Source organism: Arthrobacter sp. SW1, assembly GCF_001766675.1.
Taxonomy (GTDB): Bacteria; Actinomycetota; Actinomycetes; order Actinomycetales; family Micrococcaceae; genus Arthrobacter.
Map to the genome: position 1 here is coordinate 22,532 of NZ_MJLT01000045.1, position 18,710 is coordinate 41,241.

17 protein-coding genes and 1 pseudogene are annotated in these 18,710 nt (G+C 66.5%); 5 read left to right on the forward strand and 13 right to left on the reverse strand.

Annotation, left to right across the window (positions count from 1 at the left end; all coding sequences use genetic code 11):
- Positions 1-7: 7 nt before the first annotated feature.
- Both BIU82_RS13525 and BIU82_RS13530 read right to left on the reverse strand, forming a co-directional pair.
- A complete protein-coding gene (locus BIU82_RS13525; RefSeq protein ID WP_253182783.1) occupies positions 8-1,249 on the reverse strand; it encodes a PLP-dependent aminotransferase family protein in 1,242 nt (413 codons plus the stop codon).
- 11 nt (positions 1,250-1,260) lie between these two features.
- Entirely contained in the window at positions 1,261-1,941 is a 681-nt protein-coding gene (locus tag BIU82_RS13530; RefSeq protein ID WP_070349989.1) for a TetR family transcriptional regulator C-terminal domain-containing protein, read from the reverse strand.
- Between the two features lie 228 nt (positions 1,942-2,169).
- Here BIU82_RS13530 and BIU82_RS13535 point away from each other — a divergent pair, with 228 nt between their 5' ends.
- Genes BIU82_RS13535 through BIU82_RS13555 form a run of 5 tightly spaced genes read left to right on the forward strand, consistent with a single transcriptional unit; the run spans position 2,170 to position 8,019 of the window.
- Complete coding sequence (locus BIU82_RS13535) at positions 2,170-3,144, forward strand: ABC transporter substrate-binding protein (RefSeq protein ID WP_083292343.1); 975 nt, start codon at positions 2,170-2,172, stop codon at positions 3,142-3,144.
- A complete protein-coding gene (locus tag BIU82_RS13540; RefSeq protein ID WP_083292344.1) occupies positions 3,141-4,037 on the forward strand; it encodes an amino acid ABC transporter permease in 897 nt (298 codons plus the stop codon). The genes BIU82_RS13535 and BIU82_RS13540 overlap by 4 nt, the downstream gene beginning before the upstream one ends.
- Positions 4,038-4,042: 5 nt before the next feature.
- Positions 4,043-4,801: an amino acid ABC transporter ATP-binding protein gene (locus BIU82_RS13545; protein ID WP_070349990.1), complete on the forward strand. Its 759-nt coding sequence runs from the start codon at positions 4,043-4,045 to the stop codon at positions 4,799-4,801.
- Positions 4,802-4,823: 22 nt separating this feature from the next.
- Positions 4,824-6,413, forward strand: a complete 1,590-nt coding sequence (locus BIU82_RS13550; protein WP_070349991.1) for a thiamine pyrophosphate-dependent enzyme — start codon at positions 4,824-4,826, stop codon at positions 6,411-6,413.
- A gap of 10 nt (positions 6,414-6,423) precedes the next feature.
- Positions 6,424-8,019, forward strand: a complete 1,596-nt coding sequence (locus tag BIU82_RS13555; RefSeq protein WP_070349992.1) for a peptidase M20 — start codon at positions 6,424-6,426, stop codon at positions 8,017-8,019.
- Between the two features lie 262 nt (positions 8,020-8,281).
- Here BIU82_RS13555 and BIU82_RS13560 read toward each other — a convergent pair whose 3' ends face one another.
- The 11 genes and pseudogenes from BIU82_RS13560 to BIU82_RS13610 all read right to left on the reverse strand — a co-directional run bounded on the left by BIU82_RS13560 (position 8,282) and on the right by BIU82_RS13610 (position 18,544).
- A complete protein-coding gene (locus BIU82_RS13560) occupies positions 8,282-8,809 on the reverse strand; it encodes an AAA family ATPase (protein ID WP_070349993.1) in 528 nt (175 codons plus the stop codon).
- 40 nt (positions 8,810-8,849) lie between these two features.
- A complete protein-coding gene (locus BIU82_RS13565) occupies positions 8,850-9,113 on the reverse strand; it encodes a hypothetical protein (RefSeq protein ID WP_070349994.1) in 264 nt (87 codons plus the stop codon).
- Between the two features lie 10 nt (positions 9,114-9,123).
- Positions 9,124-10,221 (reverse strand): C2 family cysteine protease, encoded by a 1,098-nt coding sequence (locus tag BIU82_RS13570; RefSeq protein WP_070349995.1) that lies wholly within the window; start codon positions 10,219-10,221, stop codon positions 9,124-9,126.
- Positions 10,222-10,324: 103 nt separating this feature from the next.
- A complete protein-coding gene (locus BIU82_RS13575) occupies positions 10,325-10,876 on the reverse strand; it encodes a hypothetical protein (protein WP_074466449.1) in 552 nt (183 codons plus the stop codon).
- 197 nt (positions 10,877-11,073) lie between these two features.
- Positions 11,074-11,541, reverse strand: coding sequence for a thioredoxin-dependent thiol peroxidase (gene bcp, locus BIU82_RS13580; protein WP_070349997.1), 468 nt, complete (start codon positions 11,539-11,541; stop codon positions 11,074-11,076).
- 68 nt (positions 11,542-11,609) lie between these two features.
- Positions 11,610-12,269: a winged helix-turn-helix domain-containing protein gene (locus BIU82_RS13585; RefSeq protein ID WP_083292345.1), complete on the reverse strand. Its 660-nt coding sequence runs from the start codon at positions 12,267-12,269 to the stop codon at positions 11,610-11,612.
- Positions 12,270-12,279: 10 nt separating this feature from the next.
- Entirely contained in the window at positions 12,280-13,620 is a 1,341-nt protein-coding gene (gene allB / locus BIU82_RS13590) for an allantoinase AllB (protein ID WP_070349998.1), read from the reverse strand.
- Positions 13,613-14,794, reverse strand: coding sequence for a glycerate kinase (locus tag BIU82_RS13595; protein WP_070349999.1), 1,182 nt, complete (start codon positions 14,792-14,794; stop codon positions 13,613-13,615). Before BIU82_RS13595 ends, allB begins: the two co-directional genes overlap by 8 nt.
- A 30-nt stretch (positions 14,795-14,824) precedes the next feature.
- A complete protein-coding gene (gene gcl, locus BIU82_RS13600; protein ID WP_070350000.1) occupies positions 14,825-16,603 on the reverse strand; it encodes a glyoxylate carboligase in 1,779 nt (592 codons plus the stop codon).
- 212 nt (positions 16,604-16,815) lie between these two features.
- Positions 16,816-17,706: pseudogene (locus BIU82_RS13605) on the reverse strand (2-hydroxy-3-oxopropionate reductase); the annotation flags it as partial.
- Between the two features lie 37 nt (positions 17,707-17,743).
- A complete protein-coding gene (locus BIU82_RS13610) occupies positions 17,744-18,544 on the reverse strand; it encodes a TIM barrel protein (RefSeq protein WP_070350002.1) in 801 nt (266 codons plus the stop codon).
- Positions 18,545-18,710: the final 166 nt, after the last annotated feature.

Here is an 18,710-nt window from a genome sequence, read left to right on the forward strand (position 1 = left end):
GACCGGGCTACAACCCCCGGATCGCCTCGCCCAGGCGCCGAACGCCCTCGCTGAGCTGCTCTTCGTCCGCGTAGGAGAAGGCGATACGGAGCTGGTTGGCGCCGCCGCCGTCGGCGTAGAAGGCACTGCCGGGGACGAACACGACGCCGGAATCGATCGCGGCGGCGAGGACCTGTTCGGTGTCGATCCCCTCAGGCAGGGTCACCCAGGTGAAGAAGCCGCCGGTGGGGGTGGTCCAGCGTGTGCCTTCAGGCATGTGGGCGGCGAGGGCATCCAGCGTGGCACGGCAACGGGAAGCGTACACGGAGCTGTAGGCCTCGATCTGTCCGCGCCAGTCGTAGGAGGAGATGTAGTTTTCCACGATTAGCTGGCTCAGTACGGAGGGGCAGATGGTGGTCGCTTCGGAGGCGATCTGCAGCCGGCCGCGCACGTCCTCGGGCGCCACCACCCAGCCCACCCGCAGGCCCGGGGCGAAGATCTTGGAGAAGGAGCCCAGGTACAGCACGTTGTCCGGGTCCAGGCTGTGCAGGGCGGGAGCCGCGGTCGCATCAGGAGAAGTGCCGTCGAAGGCCAGCAGTCCGTAGGGATTGTCTTCCACGACCAGCACGCCTTCGGCCCGGCATACGTCCACCACGCGCTGCCGGCGCTCCGGGGAGAGCGAAATGCCGGAAGGGTTGTTGAAGTTGGGGATGGTGTAGAAGAACTTGATGGTCTTCCCGGCTGCCTTGAGCCCGGCGATTACCTGCTGCAGGCGCTCCGGGTCCACGCCGTCGTCGTCCATGGCAACATGCGCCACTTCGGCCTGGAAGCCTTCGAACACGCCCAGCGCCCCAACGTAGGTGGGGCCCTCGGCGATCACCACGTCGCCGGGATCGCAGAAGAGCTTGGTGACCAGTTCCAGCGCCATCTGGGAGCCGGCGGTGACCTGGATGTTTTCGGGCGAGGCGGAGATTCCCTCGAGCTTCATGACCTGGCAGATCAGCGCCTGCAGCTCCTCGGTGCCGGCGCCGGAGCCGTACTGCAGGGCCTCCAGTCCACGCTCAAGGACCACGGACCGAGCCAGCTGCGCGATCCCCTCCAGCGGAAGGGCAGGCAGGAAGGGGTTGCCGCCGGCCAGGGAAATCATGCCGGGCTGCATGGAGACGTCGAAGACGGCGCGCACCGGGGAGGGCTGGAAGCCGGCGGCGCGGGCGGCCATCTTGGCCAGGTGGGACGGGCGGTCCACGGGGGAAACGGCAGTGACGGTCACGGTGGTCCTTTCTAGCGCGCGTCCACCAGTTTGGAGCGCTTGTTGCGGATGAATTCTTCGGCGTCGATGCCGAATTCCCGGGCGGCGAAGCGGTGCAGCGTGGTGACGAGCTCGTCAGGGGTGACGGTGTGGACGCCGTTGAGGGCCTGGATGGCCAGTCCGTCGATCGTGGCTACCAGGAGGGTTGAGAGCTCGTTGATGTCGATGGAGGGCTGGAGCAGTTTTTCCTCGGCGGCTTCCTCCAGCGCCCGGACGAAGAGCCCGCGCCAGGAGTTCCACACTGAGGCCACGCTGTCCCGGATTTCGGCGTTCTTGTGGGCCGCGGCGTAGATCTGCAGCCAGAATCCCCAGGCTTCCTCGAACGGGGTGTCGCCTTTGATGGAAAACGTCAGGAGGTCGTGGAGGCGTTCCAGGGCGTTGTCGCCGCGGTCGTAGATGCGCTGCCATTCGGCCAGGGATTCCTCGATCCGGTACTCCACGGCTGCGCCGATCAGCCTGTCCCGGTGCCGGAAGTAATGCTGGATCATGCCGATGCTGTAACCGGTGGCCTCGGAGAGTTCGGCGAAGGAGCAGCCCTCCACGCCGCCACGGGCGATGACCTGGGACGCGTGGTGCAGGATGCTCGCCCGGCGCTCGGCCATGGCTTCCGCCGTGACGCTGCGTGTGCGCTTGGCTGCTGTTGCTTCCTTCATCCTGCTTCTCCTTTTGCTGCTGCCCGACGGCGGATGTTCCGGCGGCGGGTTCCCCTGCGGGCGCTTTGTGGGCGCCTCGCCTGGTTCGGGTGATGGTGTCCGTCTCCACGATGGTGCCATGTAACCCGCCGCGGTTCCGGTGGAACTCCCTTGACAGGTATTGTGGCTGATCTCACAATAAGTTGAACATATTGTTATTTCAACCCAACGCGAACCGGAGATCCCCCAATGATGTTCACTGGCGTAAAGCGGCCCCTCCTTGCAGCAGCCGCCATCAGCTTCCTGGCGCTGACCACCGCGTGCACCAACACCGAAGGCCCCGCCGCAAACGCCCCGGCCAGCAGCAACGGCGCAGGCGGCGGAGCCGCCGGGGAAAGCGCCAAGAGCGGGCAGGAACTGGCCAAGGCCGTGCAGGCCGATCCGAAGGTACAGGAACTGGTACCCGCCGCCATCAAGGCCAAGGGCAAGATGACCCTGGTCACCGACCCCACCTACGCGCCCATCGACTTCACGGACGAAACCGGCAAGATCGTGGGCCTGGAGCCGGACATGGCACTGGCCGTGGCCAGGAAGATGGGCGTGGAAATCACCATCGAAAAAGGCGATTTCAACGGCATCATCGCCGGCATCGAGGCCAAGCGCTACGACGCCTCCTGGGCGGCCTTCTCCATCACTGAGGAACGCAAGGCCAAGGTCAACATGGTCAGCTTCATGCAGGGCGGCACCTCCGTGCTGGTCCGCAAGGGCAACCCGCTGGGCATCAACTCCGAGCTGGATCTCTGCGGCAAGACCGTGGCAGCGCAGACCGGCACCACCCAGGCGCTGGACGTCCTTCCGGACTTCGACAAGAAGTGCGTGGCCGCGGGCAAGGACAAGCCCACCGCGCTCCTGCTTCCGCAGCAGGACACCGTCAACCAGTCGCTCGCGGCAGGCCGCGCCCAGGCGCTCGTGGCGGACAACGCGCTCACCGCGTACTACGCCCAGCTGCAGCCGGATGCCTTTACCTCCGTGGACTCCATCCTGGTGGAGCCGGCCCTGTCCGGCGTGGTGAGCACCAAGAACGACGGCGGCCTGGCCAAGGCGTTCCAGACGGCCATCCAGTCGCTCATGGATGACGGTACCTACGCCAAGATCATGGAGGCCTGGAACCTGAAGTCCGGCATCGTGGAGAAGGCCGAAGTCAACCCGACGGTGGGGTCATGACCGTGACTGAACGGACCGCCGTCGCCGAATCCCGGCCCGACTTCGCGGAACTGGCCTCCCGGCCGGTGCTCAAGCGCAAGCGGCCCGGGCAGCTGATCGCCATGGTGGTGGTGGGCTTGTTCGCGCTCATGGGTGCGTACATCCTGGTCACCAACCCGGGCTTCGGCTGGCCCACCGTGGCCAAGTACCTGTTCGATGTCCGCATCCTCAACGGCCTGCTCACCACGATCGAGCTCACGGTCATCGCCATGATCCTGGGCTTCGTGATCGGCCTGGTGGTCGCCGTCATGCGCATGTCCGAAAACGGGCTGCTGCGCGGCGTGGCCGGGGCCTACATCTGGTTCTTCCGCGGCACCCCGCTGCTGGTGCAGATGCTCTTCTGGGGCTTCGCGGCCGTGCTGTTCCCCACCATCGGGATCGGCATCCCCGGCGGGCCCATGCTGGTGGAGTGGAACACCAATGACGTGCTCCCGCTGTTCGTGGCCGGCATCCTGGGCCTCGGCCTGAATGAGGGCGCCTACATGGCGGAGATCGTGCGCGCCGGGCTCATGGGCGTGCCGGCCGGGCAGTCCGAGGCCTCGCACGCCATGGGCTTCAGCCGGATGGAAACCCTGCGCTACGTGGTGATTCCGCAGGCCATGAAGATCATCCTGCCGCCGGTGGGCAACGAGACCATCTCCATGCTGAAGACCACCTCCCTGGTGATCGTGATCGGCGTGGGGGACCTGCTCTACAACACCCAGCAGATCTACGCCCGCAACCTGCAGCAGATCCCGCTGCTGATCGTGGCCAGCCTCTGGTACATCCTCCTCACCACGCTCCTCTCCATGGTGCAGTCGCGCATCGAGAAGCGGTACTCCCGGGGCAACGTGCTCCAGGTACGAAAGGCATAAGCTCCATGTCCGAAGTCCAGTTCCTCAATGTGCACAAGGATTTCTCCGGGGTGGAGGTGCTCAAGGGCATCAACTTCACGGTGCAGGCCGGGCAGGTGGCGTGCCTGATCGGGCCGTCCGGTTCGGGCAAGTCCACCCTGCTGCGCTGCGTGAACCACCTGGAAACCACCAGCTCCGGCACCATCCTGGTGGGCGGCCGGATGATCGGCTACGAAGTCCACGGGGACCGGCTGATCGAAGCCCACCAGAAGGACATCAACAAGCGCCGCTCCAGGATCGGCATGGTGTTCCAGTCCTTCAACCTCTTCGGCCACATGACCGCGCTGGAGAACGTGATGATGGGCCCGGTGAAGCTCCTCAAGGTGCCCAAGGCCCAGGCCGAAGCGGAGGCCAAGGAACTCCTCGCCAAGGTGGGCCTGGCCGAACGCACCGGCCACTACCCGGCCCAGCTTTCCGGCGGCCAGCAGCAGCGCGTGGCCATTGCCCGGGCGCTGTCCATGAAGCCGGACCTCATGCTCTTCGACGAACCCACCTCCGCCCTTGACCCCGAACTGGTGGGCGAAGTGCTGGACGTCATGAAGGCCTTGGCCCGCGACGGCATGACCATGATCGTGGTCACCCACGAGATGGGCTTCGCCCGCGAAGTGGCGGACGTGGTGGCGTTCATGGACGGCGGCGTCATCGTCGAAGCCGGCGACCCGCGCGAGGTCATCTCCAACCCGCAGCACGAACGCACCAAGGCCTTCCTCTCCAAAGTGCTCTGACACCAGATTCCTAAGGACCCCCATGACCATCCCCAGCAACAACGTCGGCCTCGCCGTCATGACCACGCTGCGGAACTACGGGATCGACACGATCTTCGGCATTCCCGGCACCCACAACCTCGAGTTCTACCGGCACCTGAAGCCGCTGGGCATCCACGCCGTGACCACCCGCCACGAGCAGGGAGCCGGGTACGGTTCGGACGGCTGGAGCCAGCTCACCGGACGTCCCGGCGTCGTAATCACCACCTCCGGCCCCGGGCTGTTGAACGCGCTGTCCGCCGCCGCCACCTCGTATTGCGAGTCGCGGCCCATGATCATCCTCTCGCCCGGCACCCCGCGCGGCAGCGAGTTCTCGGACATCGGCCTGCTGCACGAAACCCGCGACCCCACCGGCGCCGTCCGTGCCCTGATCGTCCGCAGCACCCGGGTGCAGAGCGGCAGCGAGGCCGTGGAACTCGTCCACGAGGCGTTCCGGCTCTTCGCCCACGGCCGCCCGCGGCCGGTGCACATCGAGATCCCGCTGGACGTGCTGGAAGGTCCCAGCGATGTTCCGGAGGACGCACTCGCCGCCCGCCCGCTGGGCGCTCCGAAGAAAGCCGACGACGACGCCGTCGAGGCCGCCGCGGACATCCTCCGCAACGCGTCCAAGCCGGTGATCCTGGCCGGCGGCGGTTCGCTGGGAACCGGCGGCTTCCTTTTGGAGCTCGCCGAAACCCTGCAGGCCCCCGTGGTCACCACCATCAACGGCAAGGGCGCCATCCCGGAATCGCACCCGCTGTCCCTCGGTTCGGAAATCCGCCTGGCCGCGGCGCAGGACCTCTGCAACGGCGCGGACGCCCTGCTGGTCATCGGCTCCAAGGTGGGCGAGTCCGAGCTGTGGGGCGGCAAGATGGTCCCGCAGGGCACGTGCATCCGGATCGACATCGACCCCGCACAGCTGAGCTGCAACCTCGAACCGGAGCTGGCGCTGGAAGGCAACGCGGCCGCCGTCGTACCCCAATTGCTGGCCGCACTGAAGGGACACCGGGCCGCCGGGGCACCGGATCTCGCACCGCTGCGGCAGCAGCTGCGCCAGGAGGCCCGGGACATGGCGCCGGTGCTGTCGCGCATCAACGAGATCCTGGCCGAAGCCCTGCCCGCGGACACGGTGATCGCCGGTGATTCCTCGCAGATCACGTACTTCGGCACCACCTCCTTCTTCCCCATGCAGCAGCCGCACCAGCTGCTCTACACCCCGGCGTACGCGACGCTCGGCTACGGGCTGCCGGCCGCGATCGGGGCCAAGGTGGCGGACCCGGAGCGGCCGGTGGTGTGCCTGCTGGGCGATGGCGCGCTGATGTTCGCGGTGCAGGAATTCATCACGGCCGTGGAACAGGGCGTTGACCTGCCGATCATCTGCGTCGACAACGGCGGCTACGGCGAAATCAAGCAGAACATGGCGGACCGGGACCTCGAGCCCGTGGGCGTGGATCTGGTGCAGCCGGACTGGGTGCGGATGGCCGAAGGCTTCGGGCTGACCGGATTCGCGGTGGAATCCCTGGATGACCTGGCCGCGACCGTCACCAAGGCCCTGGCAGTCAAGGGTCCCAGCCTGGTCCACGTGAGCATCTGAGGGGGCTTTCATGAGTGAAATGAAGCAGACCGCGTGGGACTGGGTGGAGCGGCGCCGGGAGGATTTGTCCGCCTGGCACAGCACCATCTGGGAGCTGGCCGAACCCGCCTGGCGCGAATACGAATCCTGCGCCTGGTACGTGAAGACACTGAGGGAACACGGCTTCACGGTGGAGGAGGGCAGCGGCGGCATGCCCACGGCCTTCGCCGCCGAGTGGACGTCGCCCGCCGGTCCCGGCCCGCGGATCCTGGGCTACGCCGAGTACGACGCCATTCCCGGCAACTGCCAAGCGGCGTCCACCAAGCGCGAGCCCCGGCCCGGCATGTCCCGCTTCGCGCCCGGCCATACGGACCCGCACTCGGCGCTGGGCATCTCCACCCTGGCCGGATTCCTCGCAGCGAAGGAGTCCATGGAACGGCACAACATTCCCGGCACCCTGGTCTACACGGGCGAGCCGGCGGAGAAGGTGCAGGGTTCCAAGGTGGTCCACGGCCTGCGCGGCTACTACGACAAGCTGGACGCGATCATCTCGTACCACCCCTTCTACATGCTGCCCCTGTGCAACACCGCACGCTGGGACACGCACTGCGGGGCGTACTACAGCAAGATCTACACCTTCACCTGCGACAACCCGGAGGACTGGAACAACACCTACGGGGACAGCCCCATCCCGTCATCACACTCCGCTGCGCGGGCGCCCGGAGCGGACGCGGCCCTGTTCACGATGTTCTCCGTCACCAAGACCACGCAGGATTCCATGCTCCCGCAGGCCGGCGGCTGGTCCCTCTCCGAAGCGATCCTCACCGCGGGGCAGGCGACGGCGGACAACCAGCCCGCGGGCCTGGCCCAGATCCAGTACTCCTGGCGCTGCCCCGGCATCGCCGAGGCGGACTCGGTGCTCGCGGTGCTGGACCGGAATGCGGAACTGGCCGCGGCGGCGTCGCACTGCACGGTCAGTTCGCGCTGGGTGGCGCGCAACCGGCCCGGCATCGCCAACCACACGCTGGCGCAGCTGGCCTGGGAGAACATCTCCGCGGTGGGTGCGCCGGTGTTGGATGAGCGGGCCCGGGAGATCGGCCGCGAAATCCAGGCGTCCTGCGGGGTTGAGCCCATGGAGGATCCCTTCCACCCGGCGACGGCGGAGCTCATCAGCCCGGTCGACGCCGAGGCCGAACTGCGCCGCCACATCCCCGCCACGCAACTGAACTGGACCAGCGACGACTACGTGGAGATGACTTGGTACGCGCCGACCATCCGCTTCTACACGGCCCGGCCCACGCTCGCGCCGACGCCGGACGGCAAGCCCTACCCGGCTTGGGCCATGACAGCGCTGGGCGGCATCCCGGAGACCATCGATCCCACTATCACCGCCACGGGCAAGATGATCGCGGGCATGGTGCTGGACATGCTCACCTCGCCTGAGGTGCTGGCTGAGGCCAAGGCAGAGTTCGACGCCGAACGGTCCCGCCGCGGGTCCGTCCCGCCGCTGCTGCCCGCCGACTTCAGCGCGCCGACGGATTTCCGCTGGCCCGCCTATGTCGGCTCCGGGCCGGAGCGCGACTGGTGGATTCCGGTGTCCGAGGAGGCCTGGAACTCGGCGGGGTAGGCCGGGCTTCTTGATTAGCCTGCGGGGTCGCGGGAAAGCTGCGGGGTCGCCGGAAATTTCCGGCGACCCAGCAGCTTTCCCGCGACTTCGGCGTATCCGGCCAGTTACTCCGACTGCCTGCCGCAACCGTCCAGACCTTCTTTGAAACGCCGACTGCCCCGGCACGCCGTAAACAACGGCGTGCCAGGGCAGTTCAGTGGGCAAAGAAGGTCAGGAAGCGCGGCTTCTAGGTCCAGCCTCCCGCAGCACGGTGATCGGCAGGCTAACGGGCAGGCTTTCCTGCCGCTCCACTCAAGGCCAGTATCTCGTCGACAACATGCGCGAGCGGAGCGGCAGCGTTGATGACGATGGCCCCTCGCGGAACGTCCGCCTTCGTTCCATGCAACTCCAGTATGAGGTTCCGTTCTGCTTGCCGGCTCTGTCCTCCCCACTCGTTCTCCGGCCGGTCATCGAGCCGGCGGATCAAGGTTGTGGTGTCAACCTCGAGCACGAAGACGCCGTCGAAAAGGTAGCTGAACTGCATGAAGTTTCGCGATCCCCCGCAGAAGAACGTCACCGCCTCGCGCTGATCCGCTACGAGCGCCTTCACTTTGTCGACCTGCCAAAGATGGTGGTCATGAACGGCCAAGCCAGTAACGTTCTCCACCGGATCCCCAGTCTCCGGATCACCCTGGTATGCGAGTTCCCGATCGCCGTGAACGGCCTGGTAACCGCGTCGTGCCAACTCCTCACACACGGAGGTCTTCCCAGTTCCGGAACCACCTTCAACGAGGAAGTTTCTCTTGCCCATAGGGAATGGTAGTCAGACGCTGAAATTCACGGCGGGGTAGCTACTCGCTCCCTGTGTACGCCAAGGTTGCGGTGGCTGCGGCGTCTCCCTGTGCGGGGGTGATGGAATCAATGCGCAGGGTGCCGGTCCCTGGCAGGGGCGTGGACTGGCCTTCCCGGAAGGCTTGTTTGCGTTCCTGCCCTGCGGTCCGGATCCAGAGCTGGATGGCCGGCGCGCCCTCGGCCACGCCGATCTTCACGATTCCCACAAGCACGTTGCCGAAGCGCGGCTGCATGCCCTGTTTGACGGTGACGAGCTGTTCCACGGGGGAGTCCTTACTTCAGGCCTACGGAGTACACGGAGTCGAAGTTCTCTTTGTACTCTTCTTCGGTCAATTCCAGGGTGCCGGACTTGTGTTCGCCGTCCAGGGTGCCGCCTGCAGGGCCCCACGGGTTGGCCAGGACGATGACTTTTTCGCCGTTGTCGTTGGTCTTCACATCGGTGACGATGTAGGCGTGGTTGGGCACGACGTCATTTCGGTTGACCTCATCGGACTCCCAGAACCAGTCGAAGTCGTCGTCCTTGACGTCCTCCGTGCCCACGGACACGGCCTCGCCGTTGCCGAGTTTCTCTTCGATGTCGTCGAGGTCGAGTTCGCCGTCCTTGTCGGCCGATTTGCCCGTCATCAGTTCCATCGCTTCGTTGCTGAAACCACCGTCAATGTCCTCATACGAGCCGCCGCGGTGTTCGGCCGCGGCACGTTCGTAGATGGACAACCAGTTGGGCTGCCCGTCGCCGTCGCGCACACCGTTTTCCGTGGATTTGGCTTCAACGGTGACTTCCACAGGCTTCCCGTCTTCGTACAGGGTGACCTTCCAATGCGTCGGCGGGTCGCCCACCGGCTGCATGTGTTCCTGCAGGAACTCGTCCAGCTTGCCCTGGCTTTCCAAGGTCTGCGCGACTGAGCCAATGCCGGCGAGAAGCCAGCAGTCGCCGATGCTGCCCTGCCGGATGTCGCCGGGGTCGCCGGCATTCGGGTCATCGCGTACGTCACCGGGGACGTCCTGGTCCTCGCCGTCTTCCAGCGGCTTCGGGTCCCCGGGCGGGTTTCCGTCGGGCGTTCCGGAATCGCCGACGCCGGAAGAACCGGAGGAGCCCGAGTCGCCGCCCGTACTGGCCTTGTCCTGTTCATCTGCGTTGCGCTTCAGCTCCCGGGACTGGCTTTGCAGTTCGGCGGCTACGCGTTTGAGTAGGGGGCGGTGCTCGGAATCCCAGGCCCTGCGGAACGTCTCGGCGTCGCGGCCGTCCCAGGGCGCCGATGCGATCAGCTTGCCGAGATTCATGGACAACAGCGTCATTTTGTCGGCATGCATGGACATGGTCTTCGCGAGAGTCCGCAACTGCTCAATGTCCGCACCGTAGAAGCCCGGCATGGTATTCCCCCTGGTTTTTTGAAGCCTTTTCCCTTGCCACGATAGGCCGGAGCCGGGTGGTCCGCCATGGGCAGAACTTCCCGGTCCACGTCCGCGGCAGGCCCTAGCCCGCCGGAATCTCCTTCGGGTCACAGTCCTCGGAGTTCACCGGGACGTGGAGGCGCACATACGCCATTCCCTTTGACTCGATGCGGAGGGAGGCGCCGGCGCTGTCCGTGCTGCTGGCAACCATCCAGCCACCCGGTACCTTGTCCGTTCCGCCGAACGCTTCGAAGCCGTGCTTAGCCAGGACCGGGTCCACGGCATCGAACACCGCTTGGAACTTCTTGGAGGGCTCCACGATGTCCTGGGGACTCTTCATGTCGGCGAGGTACAGGATGCAGCGGCCCTCATTCTTGCGCTGCATCGTGGCGGGGGAATCGACGCTCCAGCTGATGCCCGGCAGCTTCTCTTCCAGTGCGGCCACGACGTCCGTGCGGACGGCATCGTATTTCGCGAAGCTCTTGTCCACGGAGGAAGGGGCCACCGCAGGCGGCGTGCTTCCCGTGCCGGCAGGCGGCGGAGCTTCCCCGGTGCAGCCGGCCACAGCCGCCGCAACCGTCAGCGAAAGGGCCGCCGCGAGCATAAGGCGGTTCCGGCGTCGTGCGCTGTTCATGGTGATTCCCCCGGTCCTGTCCGAACAATCCTGCCGTAATCCTTCCATGCCTTCAGGGGCGGCAGCGATGGGGAGAACGGCCCACCGTCCTGACCTTCTTTGAAACGCAGACTGCCCCGGTACACCGTAAACAACGGTGTACCGGGGCAGTTCAGTTGCGCAAAGAAGGTCAGGAAGGCGGACCTCCAGAGAGGAAGCTACAGTCCCAGTTCAGCCTTCAGTTCGGCCACGTGGCCCTGGGCCTTCACCTGGTACTGGGTGAGGACAACGTTGCCTTCGCCGTTGACCACCACGGTGGAGCGGACCAGGCCGTCAACCACTTCGCCGTCCACCAGCTTCTCGCCCCAGGCACCGTAGGCCAGTGCCACGGCGTGGTCCTCGTCGGAGAGCAGCGGGAAGGTGAGCGAGAATTCGTCCACGAATCCGGCGATCTTCTCCGGGGAGTCCGGGGAGATGCCGATGACGTCGTAGCCGGAGCCCTGGAGGCTGGCCAGGCTGTCGCGGAAGTCGCAGGCTTCGGTGGTGCAGCCCGGGGTGGAGGCCTGCGGGTAGAAGTAGACGATCACGTTGCGGCCGCGGTAATCGCTGAGCGAAACCTTGTGGCCGTTGGAGTCGAGCAGGGCGAAATCGGGGGCCTGGGTTCCGGCGAGGAGTTTCTGGGTCATGTTGCGATCCTTGACTAGTCGGGTAACCGCCGTGGCCGGCGATCTCTCAAACAAAATTAACGGTCTGCCTAGATGCAGTATTCCGCCGGCCCGCGCACCGTGGACCCGGGTCCGGGCACGAACTGGTAGCCGCCACCGCGTACTGTGGCGATGGCATTGCGGGCGGAGCCCAGCTTGCGCCGGACGCGTCCAACATACACGTCGATCGAACGGAACGCGGCGCCGGGGCAGTCCAGTGACTCCAGGAAGCGTTGCAATTCTTCACGCGGGATGGGACGGGAAAGGTTCTCCACGAGGTAGCGCAGGAGCTTGTGCTCCATGAACGTGAAGGTGACCGGTTCGCCGTCGAGCAGTACGGTGTCGGCGGCGAGGTCGACGGCGAGGTTGCTGCGCCGTCCGGACAGGGCGATCGGTGTGGCGACGACGCCGGATTCGGCGCCGTGCCGCAGGTGCAGTTCCGCCTGGGGAGCCAGGCGGCGGGCCCGGGCGAGGACTGCCTGTGCGGCTTTTGCCCAGATTTCGGGGTCGATCTCCTGGCCTTCGGCAGGCTCCACCCAGACGGCCAGGCCGCGGGCTTCGACTCCTGGAGCCAGGCCGTGGCGCAGTCCCGGGTGGTGGCCGGGGCCGGCCGGCCGGGCACCTGCGATGGTGCCCGTGCCGGGCCGGTGGCCGGCGCGCACTGCCTGGAGCGCGCCGGCGGGCGGAAGCGAATGGGCGTTGACGGCCATCGCGTCCGCCTTACACGTTGCCGCGGCGGATCAGCTTTCCGCCGGGGGTCTGGCCGTCCACCACCGAGCCCCGCAGGAAGGTCTTGCGGACGACGCCGGACAGGGTCTTTCCGTCGTAGGGCGTGATGGGGTTCTTGTGCTTGAGCTTGGTGACGTCCACGACGAACGCCTCGTCCGCGGCGAACACGGCGAAGTCGGCGTCGTAGCCGAGCGCCAGCTGGCCCTTGTTCTGCAGGCGGGCGAGGGCGGCGGGCTTGGCACCCATCCAGGACACCACCTGTTCCAGGGAGATGCCGCGCTGGCGTGCTTCGGTCCAGATCAGGGACAGGCCCAGCTGCAGCGAGGAGACGCCGCCCCATGCCACGGCGAAGTCACCGTTCTCCAGGTCCTTGAGGTCAAGGGTGGAGGGGGAGTGGTCGGACACGATGCAGTCGATGGTGCCGTCCTCGAGGCCCTTCCACAGCAGTTCGCGGTTGGAGGCTTCGCGGATGGGCGGGCAGCACTTGTAGGCGGTGGCGCCGTCCGGGATTTCCTCGGCCATGAGGGTCAGGTAGTGCGGGCAGGTCTCAACGGTGAGGTTGACGCCGTCGCGCTTCGCGGACTCGATCATGGGCAGGGCGTCCGAGGAGGACAGGTGCAGGATGTGGGCGCGGGCGCCGGTCCAGCGGGCACGCTCGATGACCTCGGCGATCGCCTTGTTCTCCGCGCCGCGGGGGCGGGAGGCCAGGAAGGTGGCGTAGTGGTCGCCGCCCGGGTGCGGGGCGCGGTCGATCGCGTGGGAGTCCTCGGCGTGGACGATCATGAGCGAGTCGAAGGACTTCAGCTCGCGCATGTCCTCTTCCATCTCGTCCGCGTCAAGGTGCGGGAACTCGTCCACACCGGAGTGCAGCAGGAAGCACTTGAAGCCGAACACGCCTTCGTCGTGCAGGCCGCGGAGATCACCCTTGTTGCCGGGAACCGCGCCGCCCCAGAATCCGACGTCCACGAACGCCTGGTCCTCGGCCACTTCGCGCTTGAGCTTGAGGCCTTCCACCGTGGTGGTGGGCGGGATGGAGTTCAGCGGCATGTCGATGATGGTGGTGACGCCACCTGCGGCTGCGGCACGGGTGGCGGAGGCGAAGCCTTCCCACTCGGTGCGGCCGGGCTCGTTGACGTGGACGTGGGTGTCCACGAGGCCCGGGATCAGGGTCTCGTCGTCGGCGAGGTCGATGACCTGGGCGCCGGCCAGGCCGTTGCCCAGGGGTTCGATCGCGGCGATCACGCCGTTGCGGACGCCGACTTCACGGGCAGCGATGCCGGCGGTGGTGAGGATCCGCTGGCCGCGGATGACGAGGTCAAAGCTTTCAGACATTGAGAGACTCCTTCGTGCGGGATGCGGCCAGCAGCTGTTCGCCGATGGTCCGTCCCAGCGTTTCGAGCAAGGTTCCTGCTTCCCTTATACATACATCGACGTCGGATTCAAGACCGGTCAGGGGGAGAACCTGCTTGAATCCGGAGTCGCTTTGCTGCTCCTGGCTGAGGGTGGTCCGGCCGCAGACGGCCACCACGGGAACGCCCGCGGTTTCCGCTGCACGGGCCACGCCCATGGGGGTTTTGCCGAGCAGGCTTTGTTCGTCCAGGCTGCCTTCGCCGGTGATCACCAGATCGGCGCCGGCCAACTGTTCTGCGAGCCTGGTGAATTCGAGGACGACGTCGATTCCCGGCCGCCGTGATGCGGCCAGTGCCGCGATCGCGATGAAGCCGACGCCGCCTGCCGCGCCCGCGCCGGGCGCTTGTGCTGCGGCCTGGGCGCGGTCGCCGATTTCTTCGCCGAGGACCTCGACGAAGCGGGCCAGGGCCGCATCCAGCGCGGTGACGTCGTCCGGCGTCGCGCCTTTCTGCGGACCGAACACCGCCGGGGCGCCGAGCGTCCCGAAGAGGGGATTGTCGACGTCGGACGCGAGGACGAAGCGGCTGTCCTCCAGCCGGACGTCCAGGCCGGAGAAGTCGATCCGGGCCAGGCGGGACAGCGCGCCGCCGCCGGCGGGGAGTTCGTTGCCGTCGGCGTCCAGCAGCCGGGCACCGAGGCCCTGCAGCACGCCGGCGCCGCCGTCGGTGTTGGCGCTGCCGCCTACGCCGAGGATGATCTTCCGGCAGCCCAGGTCCAGGGCGGCGCGGATCAGTTCGCCGGTGCCGAGGCTGGTGGCGTCCTTTGCCGTCTCCGAGGACGGACCCTCCGGGAGGAGGGCCAGCCCGGAGGCGGCCGCCATTTCGATGACGGCTTGGTTGCCGCGGACGGCGAAGTCCGCCGTCACCGGCTCGCCGAGCGGACCGGTGACGGTGGCGCTGCGGCGAGTGAAGCCGGAGCCGACGGCGGCGTCGAGGGTTCCTTCGCCGCCGTCGGCCACTGGAATGAGCGTGGTGGTGAGCTGATCCGCGGCAGTTGCCGCGGCGAACGCGCTCTCCAGCCCGGCCGCGAGGTGCTGGGCAACCTCGGGCGCGGACAGCGAGCCCTTGAACTTGTCCGGGGCGATGACCACACGCATTCCGTACCTCCTTGTACTTGCTTCTTGTGACTAGTCGAGCAGGGCGATGATCGCGGTGGGGGCGTCCTCGCCGCGCTCTGCCAGCTCTTCGAACTCGTTCACGCCGTCGATCTCAACACCCATGGAGATGTTGGTGACCTTTTCCAGGATCACTTCGACCACCACGGGAACCTTGAATTCCTCCATGAGCGCCTTGGCCTTGTCGAAGGCAGCGGGCAGGTCGGAGGGGTTCTCGACGCGCAGGGCCTTGCAGCCCAGGCCTTCGGTGACCTTGACGTGGTCCACGCCGTAGCCCATGGTCTCCGGGGAGTTGATGTTGTCGAAGCCCAGGGAGACGTTCTGCTCCATCTGGAAGCCGCGCTGGGACTGGCGGATCAGGCCCAGGTAGGAGTTGTTGACCACCACGTGGATGTACGGCAGGTTGAACTGCGCGCCCACGGCCAGCTCTTCGATCATGAACTGGAAGTCGTAGTCACCGGAGAGGGCAACAACGGTCTCGCCCGGCTTGCCGCGCACGACGCCGAGGGCCGCCGGAGCGGTCCAGCCCAGCGGGCCTGCCTGGCCGGCGTTGATCCACTTGCGCGGGCCGAAGACGTGCAGCAGCTGCGCGCCGGCGATCTGCGACAGGCCGATGGTGGTCACGTAGGTGGTGTCCTTGCCGAAGGCCTTGTTCATCTCTTCGTAGACGCGCTGCGGCTTGATCGGCACGTTCTCGAAGTGGGTCTTGCGCTGCAGGGAACCCTTGCGCTTGGTGCAGTCGGCAACCCAGCTGGAGTAGTCCGGCAGGGTCTTTGCGGCCTTGCGCTCACGGGCGATTTCCAGCAGGCCGTCCAGGGCTGCGCCGGCGTCGGAAGCGATGCCGAAGTCCGGGGAGAACACGCGGCCGATCTGGGTGGGCTCGATGTCGATGTGCACGAACTTGCGGCCCGCGGTGTAGGTGTCCAGGCCGCCGGTGTGACGGTTGGCCCAGCGGTTACCGATGCCGATCACGAAGTCGGAGGCCAGCAGGGTCTCGTTGCCGTAGCGGTGGGAGGTCTGCAGACCGACCATGCCAGCCATCAGCTGGTGGTCGTCCGGGATGGCGCCCCAGCCCATCAGGGTGGGGATAACCGGAACGTTCAGCAGTTCGGCCAGCTCAACCAGCTGCGCGGAGGCACCGGCGTTGATGATGCCGCCACCGGCGACGATCAGCGGACGCTCTGCCGCGGTGAGCATGTCCAGGGCCTTCTCCAGCTGCTTGCGGGAAGCCTTGGGCTTCTCCACGGGCAGCGGCTCGTAGGCGTCGATGTCGAATTCGATTTCGGCCATCTGCACGTCGAACGGCAGATCCAGGAGCACGGGGCCCGGGCGGCCGGAGCGCATCACCTGGAAGGCCTTCTGGAAGGCGCCGGGAACCTGGCCCGGTTCCAGGATGGTCATGGCCATCTTGGTGACCGGCTTGGCGATGGACTCGATGTCCACGGCCTGGAAGTCTTCCTTGTGCAGCTTGGCAACGGGTGCCTGGCCGGTGATGCAGAGCATCGGGATGGAGTCGGCCCAGGAGGCGTACAGGCCGGTGATCATGTCGGTGCCGGCGGGGCCGGAGGTACCGATGCAGATACCGATGTTGCCGTCCTTGGCGCGGGAGAAGCCGTCAGCCATGTGGCTGGCGCCTTCAACGTGGCGGGCCAGGGTGTGGCGGATGCCGCCATTGGCGCGCATCGCGGAGTAGAAGGGGTTGATGGCCGCGCCGGGCAGGCCGAACGCCTCAATGGCGCCTTCCTTAACCAGGATGGCCACGGCAGCGTCAACGGTGCGCATCTTTGCCATTTTGTGCTCCTAAAGTTTTTTGGTGGTCGAGCCTGTCGAGACCCGGTGGTTGAGCTTGTCGAAACCCGAAACCCGGTGGTCGAGCCTGTCGAGACCCGAAACCCGGTTTTGGGTGTGTCGGGCTGAGCCGCCGTCGTTTCGGTACGACGGCGGCTGCCCTGTTTTGCTTGTTTCCGCTCCTTTAGGAGCGGGGTGGTCGAGCTTGTCGAGACCTACTTGCGGCCGGAGAGCTGCAGGACCTGCTTGAAGAGTCCCGAGTGGTCCAGGCCGCCGTCGCCCTGGTTGACAGTGGCGGCGACCAGCTGGGCGACAACGGCGCCGAGCGGGATGGAAACGTTGGCCTCGCGGGCTGCGGAGGTGACGATGCCCATGTCCTTGTGGTGCAGGGCGAGGCGGAAGCCGGGGTCGAAGTTGCGGTCGAGCATCTTCTGGCCCTTCTGGTCCAGGACCTTGGAGCCGGCCAGGCCGCCGCCGAGGACCTTGAGGGCGGCGTCGGTGTCCACGCCGTAGGCCTCGAGGAAGGCGATGGCTTCGCCGAGGACCTCGATGTTGACGGCCACGATCAGCTGGTTTGCAGCCTTGACGGTCTGGCCGGAGCCGGACGGGCCGACGTGCACGATGGTCTTGCCGACGGCGTTCAGGACGTCCTGGGCTGCGGCGAAGTCTTCAGCGGAACCGCCCACCATGATGGAGAGGACGGCGTCGATTGCGCCCTGCTCGCCACCGGAAACCGGGGCGTCCAGCGGACGGATGCCGGCAGCCTTGGCGGCTTCGGCGAGGCGGACGGCCACGTCCGGGCGGATGGAGGAAGCGTCGATCCACAGGGTGCCCTGCTTGGCGTTGGCGAACACGCCGTCTTCGCCGGTGACGACGCCTTCAACGTCCGGGGAGTCCGGAACCATGGTGATGACGACGTCGGCATCCTTCACGGCGTCGGCGATGCTGGTGGCACCCTTGCCGCCTTCGGAGACGAGCTTCTCGATCTTGTCCTGGCTGCGGTTGAAACCGGTGACGGTGTGGCCGGCCTTGACGAGGTTGATGGCCATGGGCAGGCCCATGATTCCGAGGCCGATGACTGCAACGTTGCTCATTGTGAATCCTTTACTGAAAGTCTTTGTTAACTCGGGTGTGCTGGTTGGTTTAGCGGGCGGCGCGTTCGCGGATGGCCCAGGCGAAGGCGGTTTCCTGCGGTTCCTTGTACTCGAGGCCGATGTAGCCTTCGTAGCCGAGTTCGCGGCTGCGGGCGATCCATTCGCCGAGCGGGAGTTCGCCGGTGCCGGGGGCGCCGCGGCCGGGGTTGTCGGCGATCTGGATGTGGCCGAAGTCCTTGGCGTGGTTCTCGATCACGGCGGCGACGTCGTCGCCGTTGACTGCCAGGTGGTAGAAGTCAGCCAGCAGCTTGACGTTCTCGACGCCGGACTCTTCCTTGACGCGGGCGATCACGGCGAGGGCGTCGGCTGCCTTGAGGAGCGGGTACTTGGGTGCGCCGCTGACGGGCTCGAGGAGCACGGTGCCACCGATGCGGGCCACGCCCTGGGCTGCCTTGGCGAGGTTCTCGGCGCCGATTGCGTCCTGCTCTTCGGCGGAGACGCCGTCAACGCGGTTGCCGTAGAGGGCGTTGAAGGCCTTGCAGCCGAGGCGTTCGCCGATGCCGGCGACCACGTCGATGTTGTCCTGGAACTCGGAGGAACGGGCGGGCCAGGAGACCAGGCCGCGGTCGCCGCCGGGCATGTTGCCGGCGTTGAAGTTCAGGCCGGTGAGCTGCACGCCGGCGTCCTTGATGGCGTTTTCGAATTCGGTGACCTGGGCGTCGGTGGGGACGGAGGTTTCGAACGGCCACCAGAACTCGACGGCGTCAAAACCGGCGGCCTTCGCGGCGGCGGGGCGCTCGAGCAGGGGCAGCTCCGTCAGCAGGATGGAGCAGTTCACTGTGTACGTCATCGTAGGTGTCCTTCCGAGGAGGGGCTTTGGATCGTGGTTCCGCTTGGCTTCACTTGCTTGTTTCCGCTTTGTGGAATTTAGATTCTGCTTTATGAAAAGTGTAGGGAAGGTGGGGTGGGGGAGTCAAGAGGTGACGTGGGCAGGGCACGGTTTGGGATACCAACGT